Here is a 19,662-nt window from a genome sequence, read left to right on the forward strand (position 1 = left end):
TAAAAAAGATACTCATTTGAGTATCTTTTTTGTTTCTCTAGGAAATTATAAACGAAACGGAGCCAGAGGATAGCTAAAGCAATTTGGTCTGCATCTAGCTTCATTGCCTAGCCCTTGTGAAAAATAACCCTTGCCTCTAAAAGTAAAAAGCACTTTTTGAGTCAAATGAACATTTTTCTTCAGGGCTGATCAAGGCACTTCCGCTTTTGTTCCTTCATCTTTCCTAATAGATAAAATTTTTATAATCCTCTCGTAAATAACCTTCCTTGTCACAAAATAGCCATAATAAAATAAAAAGTGATTTGAATACGGATAAACAAAGTATTTTTCATAAGAATATAATGCTCCATTCTTTGTATTTTTTAGAGAAAAAGAAATAAAGAAAGAATATGATATTCATCTTACTTGAAAATATAGAAAAATCAGACTATATTAAAGGTAACTTTATCTTAAAAATCCCCCTGAAAGTGAAGAAAATTAGGATAGAGGTTTGGGATATAATTAATATGGGAAAATTAATAAAACGTCAACGTTGCGGTTAATAAGTAGTTTCATGTATAATTATAGTCAAATATAGTCAAAGTCAGAAGGGGGAGGCTTGGTGAGAAATATTTCGGATATAATTGAAAACTACTTAAAAGAAGTACTAGAAATGAGCGAGAAGTCATTAGTCGAAATAAAAAGAAGTGAAGTAGCTGATAAGTTTGCTTGTGTTCCCTCACAAATTAATTATGTCATTAATACGAGGTTTACAATAGAAAAAGGTTATATTGTAGAAAGCAAACGAGGCGGCGGCGGTTTTATTCGAATAATGAAAGTTCAATCCTATGATTACGCTCATTTAATTGACCAATTACTATCCCTTATACAAAGTCGTATACCTCAAAGTAGTGCAGAGGATGTTATTTATCGTCTTGTGGAAGAAAAAGTTATTAACAATAGAGAAGCTAAAATTATGCTTAGTGTAATTGACCGATCTGTTTTGTATCTTGAATTGCCATATAGAGACGAATTACGTGCAAGAATATTAAAAGCAATGATAACTACATTAAAATATAAATAAAACTCAGTAGTGTGAGGTGAAAATATGATTTGTTCAGAGTGTAATAAAAGACCTGCAACACTTCATTTTTCCAAAAGCATTAATGGAACAAAAACAGAATCACATCTTTGTGAGCAGTGTGCATCTGAAAAAGGTGAATTATTTATGATTAATGGTTCATCAGGTTTATCGATTAATAGCTTATTATCCAATTTATTAAATATTGAACCTAGCTTTCAGCAAATTAGACAAAATCCTTATAAAAAGGAGGAAGTATTACAATGTCAAAGATGTTCGATGACATTTCCTCAGTTTATAAAAATAGGCAGATTCGGCTGCCCGAATTGTTATGAAACATTTAAAGAGCAATTGCAGCCTGTTTTAAAAAGACTGCATGGTGGAAATATTGAACATAAAGGGAAAGTACCTGAAAGAATAGGCGGCCATATTTTAATAAAAAAAGACATTGGAAAATTAAAAGAAGAGCTGCAAGAATTGATTGATAAGGAAGAGTTTGAAAAGGCAGCAGAAATACGTGATGAAATTAGATATAAAAAAGAACAATTATCGGCGTTTAATGAGGGAGGAGAATAGGGATGTCTTTGGAGAAATTTATCAATAAGGCAAGAACATCCTGGATGTGTTCAGAAGGTCCTGATTCTGACATTGTATTAACCTCTCGTATTCGTTTAGCTAGAAATATAAAAAAAATAAAATTTCCAATATTGTTTTCTAATGAGGAAGCTGCTGAAGTCATCCAGACAATAAGGACGCAATTACATGATCAGGAATCATTATGTATAGGTGATTTAGAATTACTTCCCATGGATGATCTTCAAGCTCTGGAGAAAAGGGTGCTGGTTGAAAAGCATTTGATCAGTCCCCAGCTTGCAGAAGAAGCAGCACATGGTGCATGTGTACTTTCAGATAACGAAGAAATAAGTATTATGCTAAATGAAGAAGATCATATTCGCATTCAGTGCATCAAGCCAGGATTACAGCTGTTTGAAGCATTAGCAATGGCAGATAAGATTGATGATTGGTTAGAACAACAAATTGATTATGCCTATCATCTAGAAATGGGTTATTTAACAAGTTGTCCTACGAATATAGGAACAGGGTTAAGAGCTTCTGTTATGTTACATCTGCCAGGAATGGTACTAACTCAGCAAATGAAACGTATTATTCCTGCTATTAATCATTTAGGTTTAGTAGTGAGAGGAATTTATGGGGAAGGCAGCGAAGCACAAGGAAATATCTTTCAAATTTCGAATCAAGTTACATTAGGAAAATCAGAAAAAGATATTGTGGAAGAATTAAAAAGTGTTGTGCATCAGCTGATTGAACAGGAAAAGCAAGCAAGAGAGGCATTAGCTGAAACTTCCAACATACAATTAGAAGACAGAGTATATCGATCATATGGAACACTTTGTCATAGTCGAATCATCGAGACAAAAGAAGCTGCAAAATGTCTATCCGATGTTCGTTTAGGAATAGATATGGGCTATATAAAGAATATTTCTAAAAATATTTTAAATGAGCTTTTAATATTAACACAACCTGGATTTTTACAGTTATATGCTGGTGGTCAAATGAATCCTAATGATCGTGACATTCGTCGCGCATCTTTAATAAGGGAAAGACTAATGATGGAATCAAAATAATGAGTATAGGGAGGATGAAAGCATGATGTTTGGACGTTTTACTGAAAGAGCCCAAAAGGTATTAGCACTTTCACAAGAAGAGGCAATTCGTTTAGGTCATAATAATATTGGAACAGAACATATTCTACTTGGATTAGTACGTGAAGGTGAAGGAATAGCAGCAAAAGCCCTACAGGCATTAGGGTTAGGACCAGAAAAAATACAAGAAGAAGTAGAAAATCTGATAGGTCGTGGACAGGATGCTTCTCAAACTATTCACTATACACCACGAGCAAAAAAAGTAATTGAATTATCGATGGACGAAGCTAGAAAGTTAGGACATTCATACGTAGGGACAGAACATATATTATTAGGCCTTATCCGAGAAGGAGAAGGCGTAGCAGCAAGGGTATTAAACAATCTTGGTGTCAGCCTTAACAAAGCCCGTCAACAAGTATTACAGCTTTTAGGAAGCAGTGAATCCAGCAATCATCAAGGTGGTTCTGCAGCAAGTGCAAACACGCCAACATTAGATAGTTTAGCAAGAGATTTAACCGCAATTGCTAGAGAAGGAAGTCTTGATCCAGTGATTGGCAGAAGCAAAGAAATCCAACGTGTCATTGAAGTTTTAAGCAGACGAACAAAAAATAACCCTGTCTTAATTGGGGAGCCTGGTGTTGGTAAAACAGCTATTGCAGAGGGGTTAGCTCAACAAATTGTTCAAAATGAAGTACCTGAAATCTTACGAGATAAAAGAGTAATGACACTGGATATGGGAACGGTTGTTGCAGGAACAAAATATCGAGGTGAATTTGAAGATCGTCTGAAAAAAGTAATGGATGAAATTCGCCAAGCTGGCAACATTATTCTGTTTATTGATGAGCTGCATACTTTAATTGGTGCAGGTGGTGCTGAAGGAGCAATTGATGCTTCTAATATATTAAAACCATCTCTAGCAAGAGGAGAACTTCAATGTATTGGAGCGACAACTTTGGATGAGTATCGTAAATATATTGAAAAAGATGCTGCGTTGGAAAGACGTTTTCAGCCAATTACAGTAGATGAACCAACTGCTGATGAATCAGTTCAAATATTAAAAGGGCTGCGGGATCGATATGAAGCACATCACCGTGTATCGATTACAGATGAAGCAATAGATGCAGCAGTAAAATTATCCGATCGTTATATATCTGATCGATTTTTACCAGATAAAGCAATTGATTTAATTGATGAAGCTGGTTCAAAAGTACGTTTACGATCATATACTACTCCGCCAAACTTAAAAGAATTAGAAGTGAAGCTGGAAGGAGTTCGGAAAGAAAAAGATGCCTCTGTGCAAAGTCAAGAATTTGAAAAGGCAGCATCATTACGTGATACAGAGCAAAGATTACGAGAACAATTAGAAGAAACGAAGAAGAATTGGAAAGAAAAGCAAGGCCAAGAAAATACAGAAGTAACAGTTGAAGATATTGCAAGTGTTGTATCTAGCTGGACAGGAATCCCTGTTTCTAAATTAGCTCAAACAGAAACAGATAAATTGCTTAATATGGAAGGTATCCTTCATAATCGAGTAATTGGGCAGGAAGAAGCAGTAAAAGCTATTTCAAAAGCAGTTAGACGTGCGAGAGCAGGTTTAAAAGATCCGAAACGACCAATTGGCTCCTTTATTTTCTTAGGTCCTACAGGGGTAGGTAAAACAGAGCTTGCTCGTGCCCTAGCTGAGTCGATGTTCGGCGATGAAGATGCAATGATTCGTATTGATATGTCCGAGTATATGGAGAAGCATTCAACTTCTCGACTTGTTGGTTCTCCTCCGGGATATGTAGGCTATGAGGAAGGCGGTCAGCTTACTGAGAAAGTTAGAAGAAAACCATATTCGGTTGTATTATTAGATGAAATTGAAAAAGCGCATCCTGATGTTTTTAATATTTTATTACAAGTTTTAGAGGATGGTCGATTAACAGATTCTAAAGGAAGAACCGTTGACTTCCGCAATACTGTTTTAATTATGACATCCAATGTTGGAGCATCTGCTCTAAAACGCAATAAATATGTTGGATTTAATATTCAAGATGGAGATCAAGATTATAAAGATATGAAAGGCAAAGTAATGGATGAGCTGAAAAGAGCATTTCGTCCGGAATTTTTAAACCGCATTGATGAAATTATTGTATTCCATTCACTTGAGAAAAAACATTTACAAGAAATAGTGTCTTTAATGGCAGACCAATTAGTAAAAAGATTACAAGAACAAGATATATATTTAACGATAACAGAGGCAGCAAAAGAAAAAATTGCAGATGAAGGCTACGATCCTGAGTACGGCGCTAGACCACTGCGTCGAGCAATCCAAAAACATATTGAAGACCGCTTATCAGAAGAATTGTTAAAAGGAACAGTTTTAACAGGTCAACATATTGATTTGGATGTACAAAATGGTGAATTTACCGTAAAAGTAAAAGAAACAAACTCAACTCCAAATTTACAAAAGTAGTTGTATGTTAGACTAAGCGGCACACGTATATTTTTAAATGCGTGTGCTATTTTTCTGTTTTTTTGATGGTGGAAACGAGGGGTGAGTCTTCTTGTAGGTTTGTATGAGAAACAAAGAAAAAAATAACATGATAAGATAGAAATAAAACATATATTAACGTGCAATAATGAACGCTTAAGGTAGGGAGGAAATGAAGTATGGCAAAACGTAAAACAAAATTTCTTTGCCAGGAATGTGGATATGAATCTGCGAAATGGATGGGGAGATGTCCAGGTTGTGGAAATTGGAATACAATGGTGGAAGAAGTAGAAAAAAGCACTCCTCAACGAAAAGGAGCTTTTGCTCATTCACAAGGGAGTACGCTAGCGGCAAAGCCCATTCCGATTACAAATATTGAAACAGTTAATGAACCAAGAACATTAACTGATTTGGCAGAGCTCAACCGTGTATTAGGTGGAGGTATAGTACAGGGTTCTCTTGTGCTTATTGGAGGCGACCCTGGTATAGGGAAATCCACCCTTCTTTTACAAGTGTCATCTCAACTAGCAAAAAATAAACATAACGTATTATATGTGTCAGGAGAGGAATCTCAAAAACAGACTAAATTAAGGGCAGATAGGTTAGGAGTAACAACAGAGCACCTCCTTGTATATTCGGAGACAAATCTGGAGGAGATAAGCAGAACGATAGAAAATTCAAATGTTCAATTTGTTGTTATTGACTCCATTCAAACCATTTACCACCCAGAAGTAACATCGGCCCCTGGCAGTGTATCACAAGTAAGGGAATGTACTGCAGAACTAATGCGAATCGGAAAAACAAAGGGGATTGCTATCTTTATCGTTGGACATGTTACAAAAGAAGGGTCTATTGCAGGGCCAAGACTGTTAGAACATATGGTAGATACAGTTTTATACTTTGAGGGAGAACGACATCATACTTACCGAATTCTGCGGGCAGTTAAAAACCGTTTTGGTTCTACGAATGAAATGGGAATCTTTGAAATGAAGGAATTCGGATTAGAAGAAGTGGAAAATCCTTCGGAAATATTTTTGGAAGAGCGTTCACAAGGTGCAGCTGGCTCAACAGTAGTTGCATCGATGGAAGGTACTCGCCCTGTTTTAGTGGAGATACAAGCGCTAATCTCGCCAACTAGCTTTGGAAATCCTCGGAGAATGGCCACAGGGATTGATCATAATAGGGTACCACTATTAATGGCTGTTTTAGAAAAAAGAGTCGGCATGCTATTGCAGAACCAAGATGCTTATTTAAAAGTAGCAGGAGGGGTGAAATTAGATGAGCCGGCAATTGACTTAGCTATTGCGGTAAGCATCGCTTCGAGTTTTAGAGATAAACCTACAAGGGCTACGGATTGTATTATTGGTGAAGTTGGCTTAACAGGGGAAGTTAGAAGAGTGTCAAGAATTGAACAAAGGGTACAAGAAGCAGCTAAATTAGGGTTCGAGCGGGTAATTCTTCCGGCTAATAATGTAAGTGGGTTAAAGGCTCCTAGAGGCGTAGAAATAATAGGAGTAGCTTCTGTCAGTGAAGCATTAAAAGCTGCATTAGACTAAAAATAAGGTGTTTTTCACTATTTTTCTAAAAATACATTCATACAGTTTTATAAAAAGACTGTATTCGTATAGAATGTTGCTTTTAAACTCGCAGCCAGAATACACTTCGTCCGTTTAGCGAGCGTCGAGCCTCCTCGTCGCATACGCTCCTGTGGCGCCAGAGTCTTTCTCGCATTCCCACAGGAGTCTACGTGTATTCAGTCTGCTCAGTACTTCTTCTCCCATTTTTTTACGTATAAAACAACTAACTTTGAGAAAACAGTCTATAAACATCAAAAGGTGGATTTCCAAAAAAATCAATTGATGTTAAGGGAATGGTGTGATAAAATGTACTGTTTAATTATTTGACATTTTATAACTATTAGTGCTACTCTTAACATATTCTTTAAGAAGAATAGGGTAAAAATTCAAGAATATAACTTTTTCATTACAAATAAGAAATTCTCAGTAATTTAAGGTTTTAAATCTGAGAATTTGTTTATAATGTGAAGGAGGAGGTGAAAGTATTGTTAAAGCGCATTATACAAGCTTGTTTCTTAATTATTGGAGGGACGCTTGGAATCATTTTTATTCCAGACTTATTAGATGTAATGACCATTGATTCTCATTTAATAAATAATCCGTATGTTTCTGCAATACTTGGTGCCATTATTTTTTATTTTATTACTTTTTGGGCGGTTGATTATGTAATTAATTTTGTAAAAATAGTGGAGGAAGCTCTTGTAAAGGCTCCAATCACAGATATTATATTTGGAAGTGTAGGATTAGCCTTTGGTTTAACATTAGCTTTTTTAATAGGCTATGCATTAACAGCGATAAAGGTACCAATTATTAATACGATAGCTCCTATACTCTTAACATTACTTTTTGGATATTTAGGATTTCAAGTCGGTTTTAAAAAGCGAGATGAATTATTGACTCTGTTTACTGCTAAAAGGAAAAAGGCAAGTGAAGAGGAAGTTGTTAATCAGGAAAAAGGCAATCTGAAAATACTTGATACAAGTGTTATTATTGATGGAAGAATAGCTGATATATGCCAAACAGGCTTCTTAGAAGGTACGATTGTAATACCTCAATTTGTTTTAGGAGAATTACAGCATATTGCTGATTCCTCCGATGCTTTAAAACGAAACAGAGGAAGAAGAGGCCTCGACATACTTAATAGAATTCAAAAGGAATTAGCAATTAAAGTAGAAATATATGAAGGTGATTTTGAAGAAATTGTAGAAGTCGATAGTAAGCTTGTTAAACTTGCTAAATTAACAAATGGTGTTGTGGTGACAAACGATTTTAATTTAAATAAAGTTTGTGAGTTGCAAAAAGTCTCCGTATTAAACATTAATGATTTAGCAAACGCTGTTAAACCGGTAGTACTTCCGGGAGAAGAAATGAAAATCCAAATCATTAAAGATGGAAAAGAGCACAATCAAGGTATTGCCTATTTAGATGATGGAACGATGATAGTAGTAGAAGAGGGGCGAAACTACATTGGGAAACATATCGATGTGTTGGTTACCAGTGTATTGCAAACCTCTGCAGGCAGAATGATATTTGCAAAACCGAAGTTATTAGAAAAAGCACTGTAATAGAATAGGAGTTTTTTTATGACTTATGAAGTCATTATACCAGCAGCTGGACAAGGAAAAAGAATGGGAGCAGGAAAAAATAAACTGTTTCTTGAAGTGGATGGTAAACCGATATTTATCCATACATTAAACGTTTTTGAAAAGGATGCTGACTGTAAAGGAATACGGCTAGTAACAAATCCTCAAGATAAAACAGAGATGAAGGAATTAATAAAAAAAAATAACATAACAAAAGTTTCTGCTTTTATTGACGGTGGAAAAGAAAGGCAGTACAGCATTTATAACGCAGTAAAAGATTTAATTAATGATAGCGTTATACTTGTCCATGATGCTGCAAGACCTTTTATTAATAGGAGTCAAATAAAGAAGTTGACAGAAGTTGCAAAAGAAAGCGGTGCAGCTGTTTTAGCAGTCCCTATTAAAGACACCATTAAGAAAGTGAATGGTGATGTAGTGACAGAAACAGTCGAGCGTTCTAGCTTGTGGGCTATTCAAACCCCACAAGCTTTTCGTATTTCTTTACTAAAGGAAGCTTATGAAAAAGCGTTGCAAGACGACTTTTTAGGGACAGACGATGCAAGTTTAGTAGAGCGTATCGGGAAAGAAGTGAAAATTGTTCGGGGTAATTATGACAATATAAAATTGACAACCCCAGAAGATTTATATTTTGCAGAAGCGATCATAAAGAAAATAAAATCTAATAGGGAAAAGGAGCCAAATAGATGTTTCGAATAGGTCAAGGATTTGATGTACACCAACTTGTAGAGGGAAGGCCTCTTATCATTGGAGGAATTACAATACCATATGAAAAAGGATTGTTAGGTCATTCAGATGCAGATGTGCTTTTACATACGATAGCAGATGCTTGTCTTGGCGCAGTAGGTGAAGGGGATATCGGCAAACATTTTCCAGACACAGATGAAGCGTTTAAAGACGCAGATTCTGCTAAGCTTCTTCAATATGTTTGGGAGATTGTAAAGTCAAAAGGATATGAGCTGGTTAATGCAGATTGTACCATTATTGCCCAAAAGCCGAAGATGGCACCTTATATCCTTGCCATGCAGGAAAGAATAGCAAGTTTGGTAGAAACGGAAGTAAGCAATATAAATGTAAAGGCAACAACAACAGAAAAGTTAGGTTTTACAGGCAGGGGAGAAGGAGTTGCTTCTCAAGTAGTAGTTCTCTTGAAAAGAAAGTAATGATCGCTCTTTTAAAGAAAAAAATGAAATGATAGAATAAATAAGAAAAATTCAATGAATGACAATCAAGGAGGCAACAGTATGACTAACGAAATCCGTGTTCGTTATGCCCCTAGTCCAACAGGACATTTACATATAGGGAATGCACGTACTGCATTATTTAATTATTTATTTGCAAGAAATACAGGCGGGAAATTTATTATCCGTATTGAAGATACAGATAAAAAGAGAAATATAGAAGGCGGAGAGCAAAGCCAGTTAAAGTACTTGAAATGGCTAGGAATCGATTGGGATGAAAGCATCGATGTAGGCGGTGTTTATGGTCCGTACCGTCAATCGGAAAGAAACGATATTTATGAAAAATACTATACAGAACTGCTAGAAAAAGGATTAGCATATAAATGCTATTGCACGGAAGAAGAAATTGAAGCAGAACGTGAAGAGCAGTTAAAAAATAATGAAACACCAAAATATTCTGGGAAATGCCGTCACTTAACACAGGAAGAACAAGCAAAGCTGGAAGCAGAAGGCAGACAGCCAAGTATCCGCATTCGTGTTCCTGAAAATGTCGTTTATGAATTTGAAGATATGGTAAAGGGACAAGTTTCATTTGAATCGGAAGCAATTGGCGACTATGTTATAGTTAAAAAAGACGGGACTCCTACTTACAATTTCGCAGTAGCAATCGATGATCATTTAATGGAAATCACCCATGTATTAAGAGGCGATGATCATATTACTAATACTCCTAAACAATTAATGGTATACGATGCATTAGGCTGGGAAAGACCGATTTTTGGTCATATGACATTGATTGTAAACGAAAGCAGAAAGAAATTGAGCAAAAGAGACGAGTCTATCATACAGTTTATTGAACAATATGAAGATTTAGGTTATTTACCAACTGCGTTATTTAACTTTATTGCTTTATTAGGATGGTCACCAGAGGGAGAAGAGGAACTTTTTTCAAAAGAAGAATTTATCCAAATTTTTGACGCTGCTCGCCTTTCGAAATCACCGGCGTTATTTGATCAACAAAAATTGGCTTGGATGAATAACCAATATATTAAAAAGGCAGAATTAAGTAAAGTCGCAGAATTAGCAATTCCACACTTAATAAAAGCAGGCCTGATTGGCGAGAATCGTTCAGAAGAGGAAGAGGCTTGGGTTCAAAATTTAATTCATCTTTATCAAGACCAAATGAGTTTTGGAGCAGAAATTGTGGAACTTTCCTCTTTGTTTTTCAGTGATGAAATTAGCTATGATGAAGAAGCAAAAGAAGTGTTGGCAGGAGAACAAGTCCCTGTTGTGTTAAATTCTTTTAGAGAAGAATTAAACAATATGAGTGAATGGAGTCCTGAAAACATTAAAGCAGCTGTTAAAAGTGTTCAAAAGGCTACTGGTCAAAAAGGGAAAAATTTATTTATGCCTATCCGTGTTGCGGCAACAGGACAAACGCATGGTCCAGACTTGCCAAAAGCAATTGCATTATTAGGACAGGCAAAAATTGAAAAGCGATTATTGTCATTAAATAGTTAACATATTATGCAAAATGTAATATAGTAAAAGAAAAAGAATGAATGTAAAACGTAGATGAGGAAGAGTAAAAAAAGGAAGCTTTCAAGAGAGAATCACCATTGGCTGAAAGTGATTTATGCAAATCCTTTTTTGAAGTGCCCCTCAGAGTCCTATATCGAACAGTTTTCTTTAAAGGCGCATGTGCTTTTCATTGTCTAGCTCGAGCGCCTAGTCCCTGTGAAAGATAACCTCTTGTCTCTAAAAGTAAAAAACACTTTTTGAGACAAGAGAACATTTTTCTTCGGGGCTGACAAGGCGCATGCGCTTTTCTTAGTAGATAGAGGCGGAACCTGTCCGTTAACAAGGAGGAGTGGAGATTATTGCTTTGGCATTAATCTAAACAGAGTGGAACCGCGCAAAAAAGCGTCTCTGTCTTTTTGACAGAGGCGCTTTTTTTAATAGAAAAAGTCAGTTTTTTTTCTCCTAAATGTGGAAATTGGACTTTTTATAATCTTTATTTTAAATAAATATTAATTCATGAACAAAACAACGGTTTTCTTATAAAGCATTAAAAAAGTAAATGTTGTTTTTGGTTGGGAGGGATAAAATGTTTCAGCGTATAAAAGAGGATATTACAGTAGTATTTGAACAAGATCCAGCGGCAAGAAGTTATTTAGAAGTTATCTTAACGTATTCCGGTTTGCATGCTATTTGGTATCACCGAATAGCACACTGTTTCTATAAACGCAACTTTTTTTTCTTAGCACGAGTCATTTCACAATTCAGCCGGTTTATGACAGGCATTGAAATTCACCCTGGAGCAACAATCGGAAAACGATTATTTATTGATCATGGCATGGGAGTAGTTATTGGGGAGACTTGTGAAATAGGAGATAATGTCACGATATATCAAGGTGTAACGCTAGGTGGGACTGGGAAAGAAAAGGGGAAACGACACCCGACAGTTAAAGATAATGCATTAATTGCAACAGGTGCTAAAGTATTAGGATCTATTATAATTGGCGAAAATGCTAAAATAGGTGCAGGATCTGTCGTGTTAAGAGATGTACCTTCCAATTCGACCGTTGTTGGCATTCCAGGAAGAGTGAAGGTTCAAGATGGAAGGAAAATAAATAAAGATTTAAATCACTGCGATTTGCCGGATCCATTTGCGGAGCGATTAAAAGAAATGGAAACAGAAATTTTGCAATTAAAACGACAATTACGGGAAATGCAAGAAGAAAGGAGTTATAAATAATGGCCATTCAAATTTATAATACGTTAACTAGAATAAAGGAAGAGTTTATTCCATTAGAAGATGGAAAGGTTAAAATGTATGTATGTGGTCCTACCGTTTACAACTATATTCATATAGGAAATGCAAGACCTGCTATTGTATTTGATACAGTTAGACGCTATTTAGAGTATCGAGGGTACGATGTTCAATATGTTTCTAATTTTACAGATGTAGATGATAAATTAATTAAAGCCGCGAATGAGTTGGGAGAAGATGTGCCAACCATTGCAGAACGTTTTATAAATGCTTATTTTGATGATGTCACTGCACTAGGATGCAAAAAAGCGGATTCGCACCCTCGTGTAACAGAAAACATGGATATCATTATCGACTTTATTGCAGTATTAGTGGATAAAGGATTTGCTTATGAATCGGATGGGGATGTTTATTACCGTACTAGAAGTTTTGAAGCATATGGGAAATTGTCCCATCAATCAATTGATGAATTACGTTTAGGTGAAAGAATAGCGGTAGGCGAGAAGAAACAAGACTCGTTGGATTTTGCTTTATGGAAAAAGGCGAAAGATGGCGAGATAGCATGGGAGAGTCCGTGGGGGCAAGGTCGTCCGGGGTGGCATATAGAATGCTCCGCAATGGCTAAAAAGTATTTGGGCAATACGATTGATATACATGCTGGTGGTCAAGATTTAACTTTCCCGCATCATGAAAACGAAATTGCTCAATCAGAAGCTTTAACAGGAGAGACATTTGCACGATACTGGATGCATAACGGATATATTAATATTGATAACGAGAAAATGTCTAAATCACTAGGAAATTTTGTAACGGTGAATGATATTATTAAAATACATGATCCTCAAGTGTTGAGATTTTTTATGTTATCTGTTCATTATCGAAATCCTATTAATTATAGTGAAGAAGTGTTGGAGAATACACGTGCCGGCTTAGATAGATTACGAACATCATATGAAAATTTACAGCATCGTAAAGCAGCAAGCACAGATTTGACAGATACAAATAATGATTGGCTAGAGAAAATTAACGACTTGCACGAACAGTTTGTTAAAGAGATGGATGACGATTTTAATACGGCAAATGGTATTTCTGTATTATTCGAATTATCAAAACAGGCTAACTATTATTTATTAGAAAAAACAACTTCTGCCGTTGTTATCAATGCATTTATTAACGAATTTGAAGAACTGTTTGGCGTATTAGGAATGTCCTTAGCTAAACAGGAATTATTAGATAAAGATATTGAAGCGTTAATTGAAAAAAGAAATCAAGCTCGTAAAGCTCGAAATTTTCAATTAGCAGATGAAATTAGAGATCAGCTCAAATCAATGAATATCATTTTAGAAGATACAGCACAAGGTATACGATGGAAGAGAGGATAAAGCATGCTCCTCTATGATAAAAATATTGATGAAAAACAGTTGAACAGCCTAGCCCTAGCCTATATGGGTGATGCTGTTCTTGAAATATATGTTCGAAGACACTTGCTTTATATCGGAAAAGTGAAACCAAACCATCTTCACAGAGAAGCGACAAAGTATGTTTCTGCTAAAGGACAAGCAAAAGCAGTGCATCAGCTTCTCGAGGAAAGTTTTTTTACCGAAGAGGAGCTTACTGTGTTAAAACGAGGCAGAAATGCAAAATCTGGATCTATTCCAAAAAATACTGATGTGCAAACATATAGGTATAGTACTGGGTTTGAATCCGTTCTAGGTTATTTATATTTAGCAAGTAGAGAAGAACGGTTGGAGGAAATAATTAAAGCTACTTTTTCAATCATTGAAAATAGTTGGAGGAACAATACGTGAACAGCGATTATATTGTAGGAAAAAATGCGGTTATTGAAGCATTAAAATCAGAACGTGATGTAAATAAGATTCTTATTGCAGAAGGGTCACAAAAAGGACAGATGCAAACAGTCATTGCCTTAGCTAAACAAGCAAATGTGCTTGTCCAGTTTGTGCCAAAGAAGAAATTGGACAGTCTTATAGACGCTAATCATCAAGGAGTAGTAGCACAAGTTGCAGCATACCAATACCGTGAGATAGATGATTTATTTGCATTAGCAGAAAAGAAAAAGGAAGTTCCTTTCTTTTTGCTGCTAGATGAGATAGAAGATCCCCATAATTTAGGGTCCATTATGCGTACAGCGGATGCAGTTGGAGCGCATGGAATCATCATCCCTCGTAGAAGAGCGGTTGGATTAACAGCGACCGTTGCAAAAGCATCAACAGGAGCTATTGAACATGTCCCAGTTGTTAGAGTAACGAATATGGCTAGAACAATAGATGAATTAAAAGAGAGAGGAATTTGGATTGCAGGAACAGACGCAAAAGGAAGTGAAGATTATCGACATTTCGATGGAACCATGCCTTTAGGTTTAGTAATCGGAAGTGAAGGTAAAGGAATAGGGAGACTGATACGGGAAAAATGTGATTTTCTTATTCATTTACCAATGGCTGGATCTGTTACATCTCTAAATGCGTCTGTAGCAGCTGCACTTTTAATGTATGAGGTATATCGTAAACGCTATCCAATTGAGGGATAAAAATGGATATACTAATTGTCGATGGTTACAACATTATTGGTGCATGGCCTTACTTAAATAAACTTAAATCGAATGATTTAGCTGCAGCAAGAGACAAGCTTGTTGAAAAAATGGCAGAATACCAAGCTTACTCTGGGTATCATGTCATTATTGTTTTTGATGCTTATTACGTAAGAGGAACAGAAAAGAAATATAAAAATTATAAAGTGGACGTAATTTTTACAAGAGAAAACGAAACAGCAGACGAAAGAATTGAAAAACTGGCAAAAGAATTAAGCAATAGAAAAACACAAATTCATGTAGCGACATCTGATTTTACAGAACAGTGGGCCATATTTGGCCAAGGAGCCTTAAGGAAATCGGCGCGAGAGTTGTTTATTGAAATGGATGGAATCGAGCGAAATATTGGAAAAAAAGTAAAAAAAATAAAAGAAAAGAAGCCTGTTACCAAAATTCAATTGACAAAAGAAATCGAAGAAATATTCGAAAAATGGCGCCGTGGAGAGAAATGAGCAGTTGACGCTAAAAATTACGCTACTGTATAATGGTTTTATCCATGAATGCACGGTCGGGGGGATCTGAATGAGTGCTGACAACGGGACAAAAAGTAACGAAATTGTTGAGAAATATGTTGACCTTGAAGATGAAGCAATAGTGGAACTAGTGCATAAAGGTGAAAGTGATGCATTAGACTATCTTATTCAAAAATATCGAAACTTTGTACGTGCCAAAGCCAGATCCTATTTCCTTATTGGTGCAGATAAAGAAGATATTGTACAAGAAGGCATGATTGGTTTGTATAAAGCAATCCGTGATTTTAAAGGGGACAAACTGTCATCATTTAAAGCATTTGCTGAATTGTGTATTACAAGACAAATTATTACAGCAATAAAAACGGCAACTAGACAGAAGCATATTCCTTTAAATTCATACGTGTCTCTTGATAAACCCATTTATGATGAAGAATCAGATCGAACTTTAATGGATGTTATATCTGGTGCAAAAGTATTAGATCCAGAAGAGTTAATCATTAATCAAGAAGAGTTTGATCATATTGAAATAAAGATGTCAGAGTTGTTAAGTGATTTAGAACGAAAAGTGTTGGCCTTGTATTTAGATGGACAATCTTATCAAGAAATATCAGAAGAGCTTAATAGACATGTGAAATCAATCGATAACGCTCTTCAAAGAGTAAAAAGAAAATTGGAAAGATATTTAGAAATTAGAGAGTTTTCTCTCTGAAAAAACATTATTCTAGAAAAGTATGTTCTCTTGACTGACATTTGACATTGATATATGACCATGATACAGTTTGGTAATGTATAAAGAACGTAGAAGGTGTCAAAAATGAGGAAAAAGCTTGTTTTAGCATGCGGAAATTGTGGTTCGAGAAATTATTCTACAATGGGTAACAAAGAGGCTGAACGATTAGAAATAAAAAAGTTTTGCCAAAAATGTAATGCCCACACTGTTCATAAAGAAACAAAATAATTGTTTCAGGGTGAAGACAAAGTGATTTTAGCAGAAACTTCAGGCTGATCGAAAACAAAAACATCTGTCGACAGCCTGAAACAAAATAATCGTTTTCATCGCTTTAAGATAAGCTACCCGCTTTAAATATGGAGGTAACGAAATGCAACGCACTGTTAACTTTTTTCGTGAGGTAGGCAGAGAGTTAAAAAAGGTAAGTTGGCCCAATAGGAAGGAATTAACCAACTATACCATTATTGTTATTGCGACAGTAACGTTCTTTGCTGTATTCTTCGCGCTTGTTGATATGGGAATTTCTGAACTAATTCGATTAATACTTGAATAACAGTTGTCTACTCATGGTATAATGGTAAAACATAAGAAACATTTACAAAGCCCGGTAACGGGTTTTTTCATTGCTTTAATAGAACAAAAGCGGTCAGCCCTGAGGCTGAACATAGACATATATAGGTTCCGTTTGAACAACTATATCGCGTTTATAGAGACCGAACCCTTTGATCAGCTAAAGAGTTTGTTGAGACAAAGAAATTAACAATAAAACTGCAAAAATTAAGTGCGGGGAGGGAAGGACGAAATAGTCCTCTACTATGGAAAAAAATTGGTATGTAGTGCATACGTACTCTGGATATGAAAATAAAGTGAAAGCAAACTTAGAAAAGCGAGTAGAAACAATGGCAATGCAAGATAAAATATTTCGCGTTGTTGTACCTGAAGAAGAAGAAACGGATATTAGAAACGGAAAGAAAAAAGTAGTAAAAAGGAAGGTTTTTCCAGGTTATGTGTTGGTTGAAATTGTAATGACGGATGATTCTTGGTATGTTGTCCGCAATACACCAGGAGTAACTGGGTTTGTAGGGTCTGCTGGATCCGGTTCAAAACCAACCCCGCTTCTTCCTGAAGAAGTTCAAGTTATTTTGAAGAGAATGGGCGTTGATGAACAACGTATTGAAATTGAATTTGAGTTAGGGGAAACAGTAAAAGTGAACGAAGGTCCATTTGCTAATTTCACAGGTTCTGTGGAAGAAATTGACACCGATAAAGCAAAGGTAAAAGTTTTAGTTAATATGTTCGGCCGTGATACCCCTGTAGAACTTGATTTTACACAAATTGAAAAATTTTAATCTGAAAAACTTGAAATGCACTTAAAAAAGTGATAATATTTCAAAGGTCAGTATGTCTCACAAAAAGAGATAAGATATTGTCAGATTTCTTTATTCATATAAAGACGATAAGTTGAGTGGGAGGGGTATACCCTATTACCACATCACGGACTTTAAGGAGGTGTGTCTCGTGGCTAAAAAAGTAATTAAGGTTGTTAAATTGCAAATTCCAGCAGCTAAAGCAAATCCGGCACCACCAGTTGGTCCTGCACTAGGTCAAGCAGGTGTGAATATCATGGGATTCTGTAAAGAGTTTAATGCTCGTACAGCTGAACAAGCTGGTTTAATTATTCCTGTTGAAATTACGGTGTTTGAAGACCGTTCATTTACATTTATTACAAAAACTCCACCTGCTGCTGTTTTACTTAAAAAAGCGGCTGGTATTGAGTCAGGTTCTGGTGAACCTAACCGTAATAAAGTAGCAACTGTTAAGCGTGATAAAGTACGCGAGATTGCTGAAACGAAAATGCCTGATCTAAATGCAGCTAGCGTTGAAGCAGCTATGCGCATGGTAGAAGGTACTGCCCGCAGCATGGGTATTGTTATTGAAGACTAAACCATTTAAATGGTTCTGTTGATTAAGGTTGCGACACTGATAATGGTTAAGTCGCAACCTTTATTCGTGGGAGGTAATTCCGCTAAAACCACAATTCAAGGAGGAAATATTATTATGGCTAAAAAAGGTAAGAAGTATTTAGAAGCTATCAAACTTGTTGATCGTACTAAAGCTTACCCAATTCAAGAAGCAGTTGAACTTGTTAAAAAAACAAGTACTACAAAATTTGATGCATCTGTTGAGGTTGCTTTCCGTCTAGGCGTTGATCCTAAGAAAGCGGACCAACAAATCCGTGGAGCAGTTGTTCTTCCACATGGAACTGGTAAAACTCAACGTGTATTAGTTTTCGCTAAAGGCGAAAAAATTAAAGAAGCAGAAGCTGCAGGTGCAGATTATGTTGGAGATGCTGAATTCATCAACAAAATCCAACAAGGTTGGTTCGAATTTGATGTAATCGTTGCAACTCCAGATATGATGGGTGAAGTTGGTAAACTTGGTCGTGTATTAGGACCTAAAGGTTTAATGCCAAACCCTAAAACTGGTACAGTAACTTTTGATGTAACAAAAGCAGTTAACGAAATCAAAGCAGGTAAAGTAGAATACCGTGTTGATAAAGCTGGAAACATTCATGTTCCAATCGGTAAAGTTTCTTTCGAAGAAACAAAACTTGTTGAAAACTTCCAAACTATTTTTGATACAATGTTAAAAGTTAAACCAGCAGCAGCAAAAGGAACTTATATGAAGAACGTATCTGTTACTTCAACAATGGGTCCTGGAGTTAAAGTAGATCCTTCTGCAGTTTAATATAAAATATATTTGACAAAACAAGATTAATGGCATATACTACATCTTGTTGTGAAAAATTAAATAACATTTGTACCGTAGACAGTAGGTGCTCATAAGAGCTTAATTTCCTGCCGAGGTAATACGATAGATTTTTAATCAGTTGTGTAAACGACTATTGTATACTCCTCCATGTCTATATTGATGTGGAGGTTTTTTACTTTCCGGTATAAATGTAAATTCTACAGGAGGTGTAAAGATGAGCAGCGTAATTGAACAAAAGAAACAAATAGTAGAAGATATTGCTGAAAAATTCAAAGCAAGTAAATCAACGATTGTTGTTGATTACCGCGGTCTAACTGTTTCTGAAGTAACAGAACTTCGTAAACAACTTCGTGAAGCTGGTATCGAGTTCAAAGTTTTCAAAAACACATTAACACGCCGTGCTGCTGAAGCTGCAGGTTTAGCAGGTATTAACGAAGCTTTAACTGGTCCTAACGCAATTGCATTCAGTAATGAAGATGTTGTTGCACCAGCGAAAATTCTTAATGACTTTGCTAAAAAGAATGAAGCGCTTGAAATTAAAGCGGGTATTATTGAAGGAAATGTTGCTTCAGTTGAAGATGTTAAAGCTCTTGCTGAACTTCCATCACGCGAAGGACTACTTTCTATGTTACTCAGCGTGCTTCAAGCACCAATCCGCAACTTCGCTCTTGCTACAAAAGCAGTTGCAGAACAAAAAGAAGAACAAGGCGCGTAAGAATTTACGTTACTTTCAAGTATCATAATAAATGG

General features: G+C 35.9%; 21 protein-coding genes and 1 other annotated feature. All 21 genes read left to right on the plus strand.

Translation table 11 applies throughout. The features are described 5' to 3' along the window. Positions 1-601 precede the first annotated feature (601 nt). The 21 genes from ACTXGU_RS19160 to rplJ all read left to right on the plus strand — a co-directional run bounded on the left by ACTXGU_RS19160 (position 602) and on the right by rplJ (position 19,627). Positions 602-1,063, plus strand: coding sequence for a CtsR family transcriptional regulator (locus ACTXGU_RS19160; protein ID WP_443483135.1), 462 nt, complete (start codon positions 602-604; stop codon positions 1,061-1,063). Between the two features lie 24 nt (positions 1,064-1,087). Next, positions 1,088-1,636, plus strand: a complete 549-nt coding sequence (locus ACTXGU_RS19165) for a UvrB/UvrC motif-containing protein (RefSeq protein WP_443483136.1) — start codon at positions 1,088-1,090, stop codon at positions 1,634-1,636. 2 nt (positions 1,637-1,638) lie between these two features. Beyond that, positions 1,639-2,706 (plus strand): protein arginine kinase, encoded by a 1,068-nt coding sequence (locus tag ACTXGU_RS19170; protein ID WP_443483137.1) that lies wholly within the window; start codon positions 1,639-1,641, stop codon positions 2,704-2,706. A gap of 22 nt (positions 2,707-2,728) precedes the next feature. After that, on the plus strand, positions 2,729-5,179 hold the full coding sequence (gene clpC, locus ACTXGU_RS19175; protein WP_443483138.1) for an ATP-dependent protease ATP-binding subunit ClpC: 2,451 nt from the start codon (positions 2,729-2,731) through the stop codon (positions 5,177-5,179). Between the two features lie 197 nt (positions 5,180-5,376). Next, the gene (gene radA / locus ACTXGU_RS19180; RefSeq protein WP_443483139.1) at positions 5,377-6,753 is read left to right on the plus strand and encodes a DNA repair protein RadA; all 1,377 of its coding nucleotides are present in this window, start codon (positions 5,377-5,379) and stop codon (positions 6,751-6,753) included. Positions 6,754-7,259: 506 nt separating this feature from the next. Next, on the plus strand, positions 7,260-8,339 hold the full coding sequence (locus tag ACTXGU_RS19185) for a PIN/TRAM domain-containing protein (RefSeq protein ID WP_443483140.1): 1,080 nt from the start codon (positions 7,260-7,262) through the stop codon (positions 8,337-8,339). Positions 8,340-8,357: 18 nt separating this feature from the next. Further along, entirely contained in the window at positions 8,358-9,074 is a 717-nt protein-coding gene (gene ispD / locus ACTXGU_RS19190) for a 2-C-methyl-D-erythritol 4-phosphate cytidylyltransferase (RefSeq protein WP_443483141.1), read from the plus strand. Beyond that, entirely contained in the window at positions 9,062-9,538 is a 477-nt protein-coding gene (ispF, locus tag ACTXGU_RS19195) for a 2-C-methyl-D-erythritol 2,4-cyclodiphosphate synthase (protein WP_443483142.1), read from the plus strand. Before ispD ends, ispF begins: the two co-directional genes overlap by 13 nt. Positions 9,539-9,619: 81 nt before the next feature. Beyond that, positions 9,620-11,077 (plus strand): glutamate--tRNA ligase, encoded by a 1,458-nt coding sequence (gene gltX, locus ACTXGU_RS19200; protein ID WP_443483143.1) that lies wholly within the window; start codon positions 9,620-9,622, stop codon positions 11,075-11,077. A 586-nt stretch (positions 11,078-11,663) separates the two neighbouring features. Beyond that, positions 11,664-12,314, plus strand: coding sequence for a serine O-acetyltransferase (gene cysE / locus ACTXGU_RS19205; RefSeq protein WP_443483144.1), 651 nt, complete (start codon positions 11,664-11,666; stop codon positions 12,312-12,314). Next, entirely contained in the window at positions 12,314-13,711 is a 1,398-nt protein-coding gene (gene cysS / locus ACTXGU_RS19210; RefSeq protein ID WP_443483145.1) for a cysteine--tRNA ligase, read from the plus strand. The genes cysE and cysS overlap by 1 nt, the downstream gene beginning before the upstream one ends. A gap of 3 nt (positions 13,712-13,714) precedes the next feature. Next, entirely contained in the window at positions 13,715-14,137 is a 423-nt protein-coding gene (locus ACTXGU_RS19215; protein ID WP_443483146.1) for a Mini-ribonuclease 3, read from the plus strand. Beyond that, the gene (gene rlmB, locus ACTXGU_RS19220) at positions 14,134-14,877 is read left to right on the plus strand and encodes a 23S rRNA (guanosine(2251)-2'-O)-methyltransferase RlmB (protein WP_443483147.1); all 744 of its coding nucleotides are present in this window, start codon (positions 14,134-14,136) and stop codon (positions 14,875-14,877) included. Before ACTXGU_RS19215 ends, rlmB begins: the two co-directional genes overlap by 4 nt. Before the next feature lie 2 nt (positions 14,878-14,879). Next, positions 14,880-15,389: an NYN domain-containing protein gene (locus tag ACTXGU_RS19225; RefSeq protein WP_443483148.1), complete on the plus strand. Its 510-nt coding sequence runs from the start codon at positions 14,880-14,882 to the stop codon at positions 15,387-15,389. 70 nt (positions 15,390-15,459) lie between these two features. Beyond that, positions 15,460-16,119, plus strand: coding sequence for an RNA polymerase sporulation sigma factor SigH (sigH, locus tag ACTXGU_RS19230; protein ID WP_443483149.1), 660 nt, complete (start codon positions 15,460-15,462; stop codon positions 16,117-16,119). 105 nt (positions 16,120-16,224) lie between these two features. Beyond that, the gene (rpmG, locus tag ACTXGU_RS19235) at positions 16,225-16,368 is read left to right on the plus strand and encodes a 50S ribosomal protein L33 (protein WP_443483150.1); all 144 of its coding nucleotides are present in this window, start codon (positions 16,225-16,227) and stop codon (positions 16,366-16,368) included. 142 nt (positions 16,369-16,510) lie between these two features. Further along, complete coding sequence (gene secE, locus ACTXGU_RS19240) at positions 16,511-16,693, plus strand: preprotein translocase subunit SecE (RefSeq protein ID WP_443483151.1); 183 nt, start codon at positions 16,511-16,513, stop codon at positions 16,691-16,693. 262 nt (positions 16,694-16,955) lie between these two features. After that, positions 16,956-17,489 (plus strand): transcription termination/antitermination protein NusG, encoded by a 534-nt coding sequence (gene nusG / locus ACTXGU_RS19245; RefSeq protein ID WP_443483152.1) that lies wholly within the window; start codon positions 16,956-16,958, stop codon positions 17,487-17,489. A 169-nt stretch (positions 17,490-17,658) separates the two neighbouring features. Continuing rightward, positions 17,659-18,084, plus strand: coding sequence for a 50S ribosomal protein L11 (gene rplK, locus ACTXGU_RS19250; protein WP_141434103.1), 426 nt, complete (start codon positions 17,659-17,661; stop codon positions 18,082-18,084). 114 nt (positions 18,085-18,198) lie between these two features. Then, complete coding sequence (gene rplA, locus ACTXGU_RS19255; protein WP_443483153.1) at positions 18,199-18,888, plus strand: 50S ribosomal protein L1; 690 nt, start codon at positions 18,199-18,201, stop codon at positions 18,886-18,888. A gap of 57 nt (positions 18,889-18,945) precedes the next feature. Continuing rightward, positions 18,946-19,095: a sequence feature (ribosomal protein L10 leader region), on the plus strand. 31 nt (positions 19,096-19,126) lie between these two features. Continuing rightward, entirely contained in the window at positions 19,127-19,627 is a 501-nt protein-coding gene (gene rplJ / locus ACTXGU_RS19260; protein WP_443483154.1) for a 50S ribosomal protein L10, read from the plus strand. Positions 19,628-19,662 lie beyond the last annotated feature (35 nt).

Origin of the sequence: Niallia sp. 01092, from assembly GCF_052318935.1 — a bacterium.
Lineage (GTDB): Bacteria > Bacillota > Bacilli > Bacillales > Cytobacillaceae > Niallia.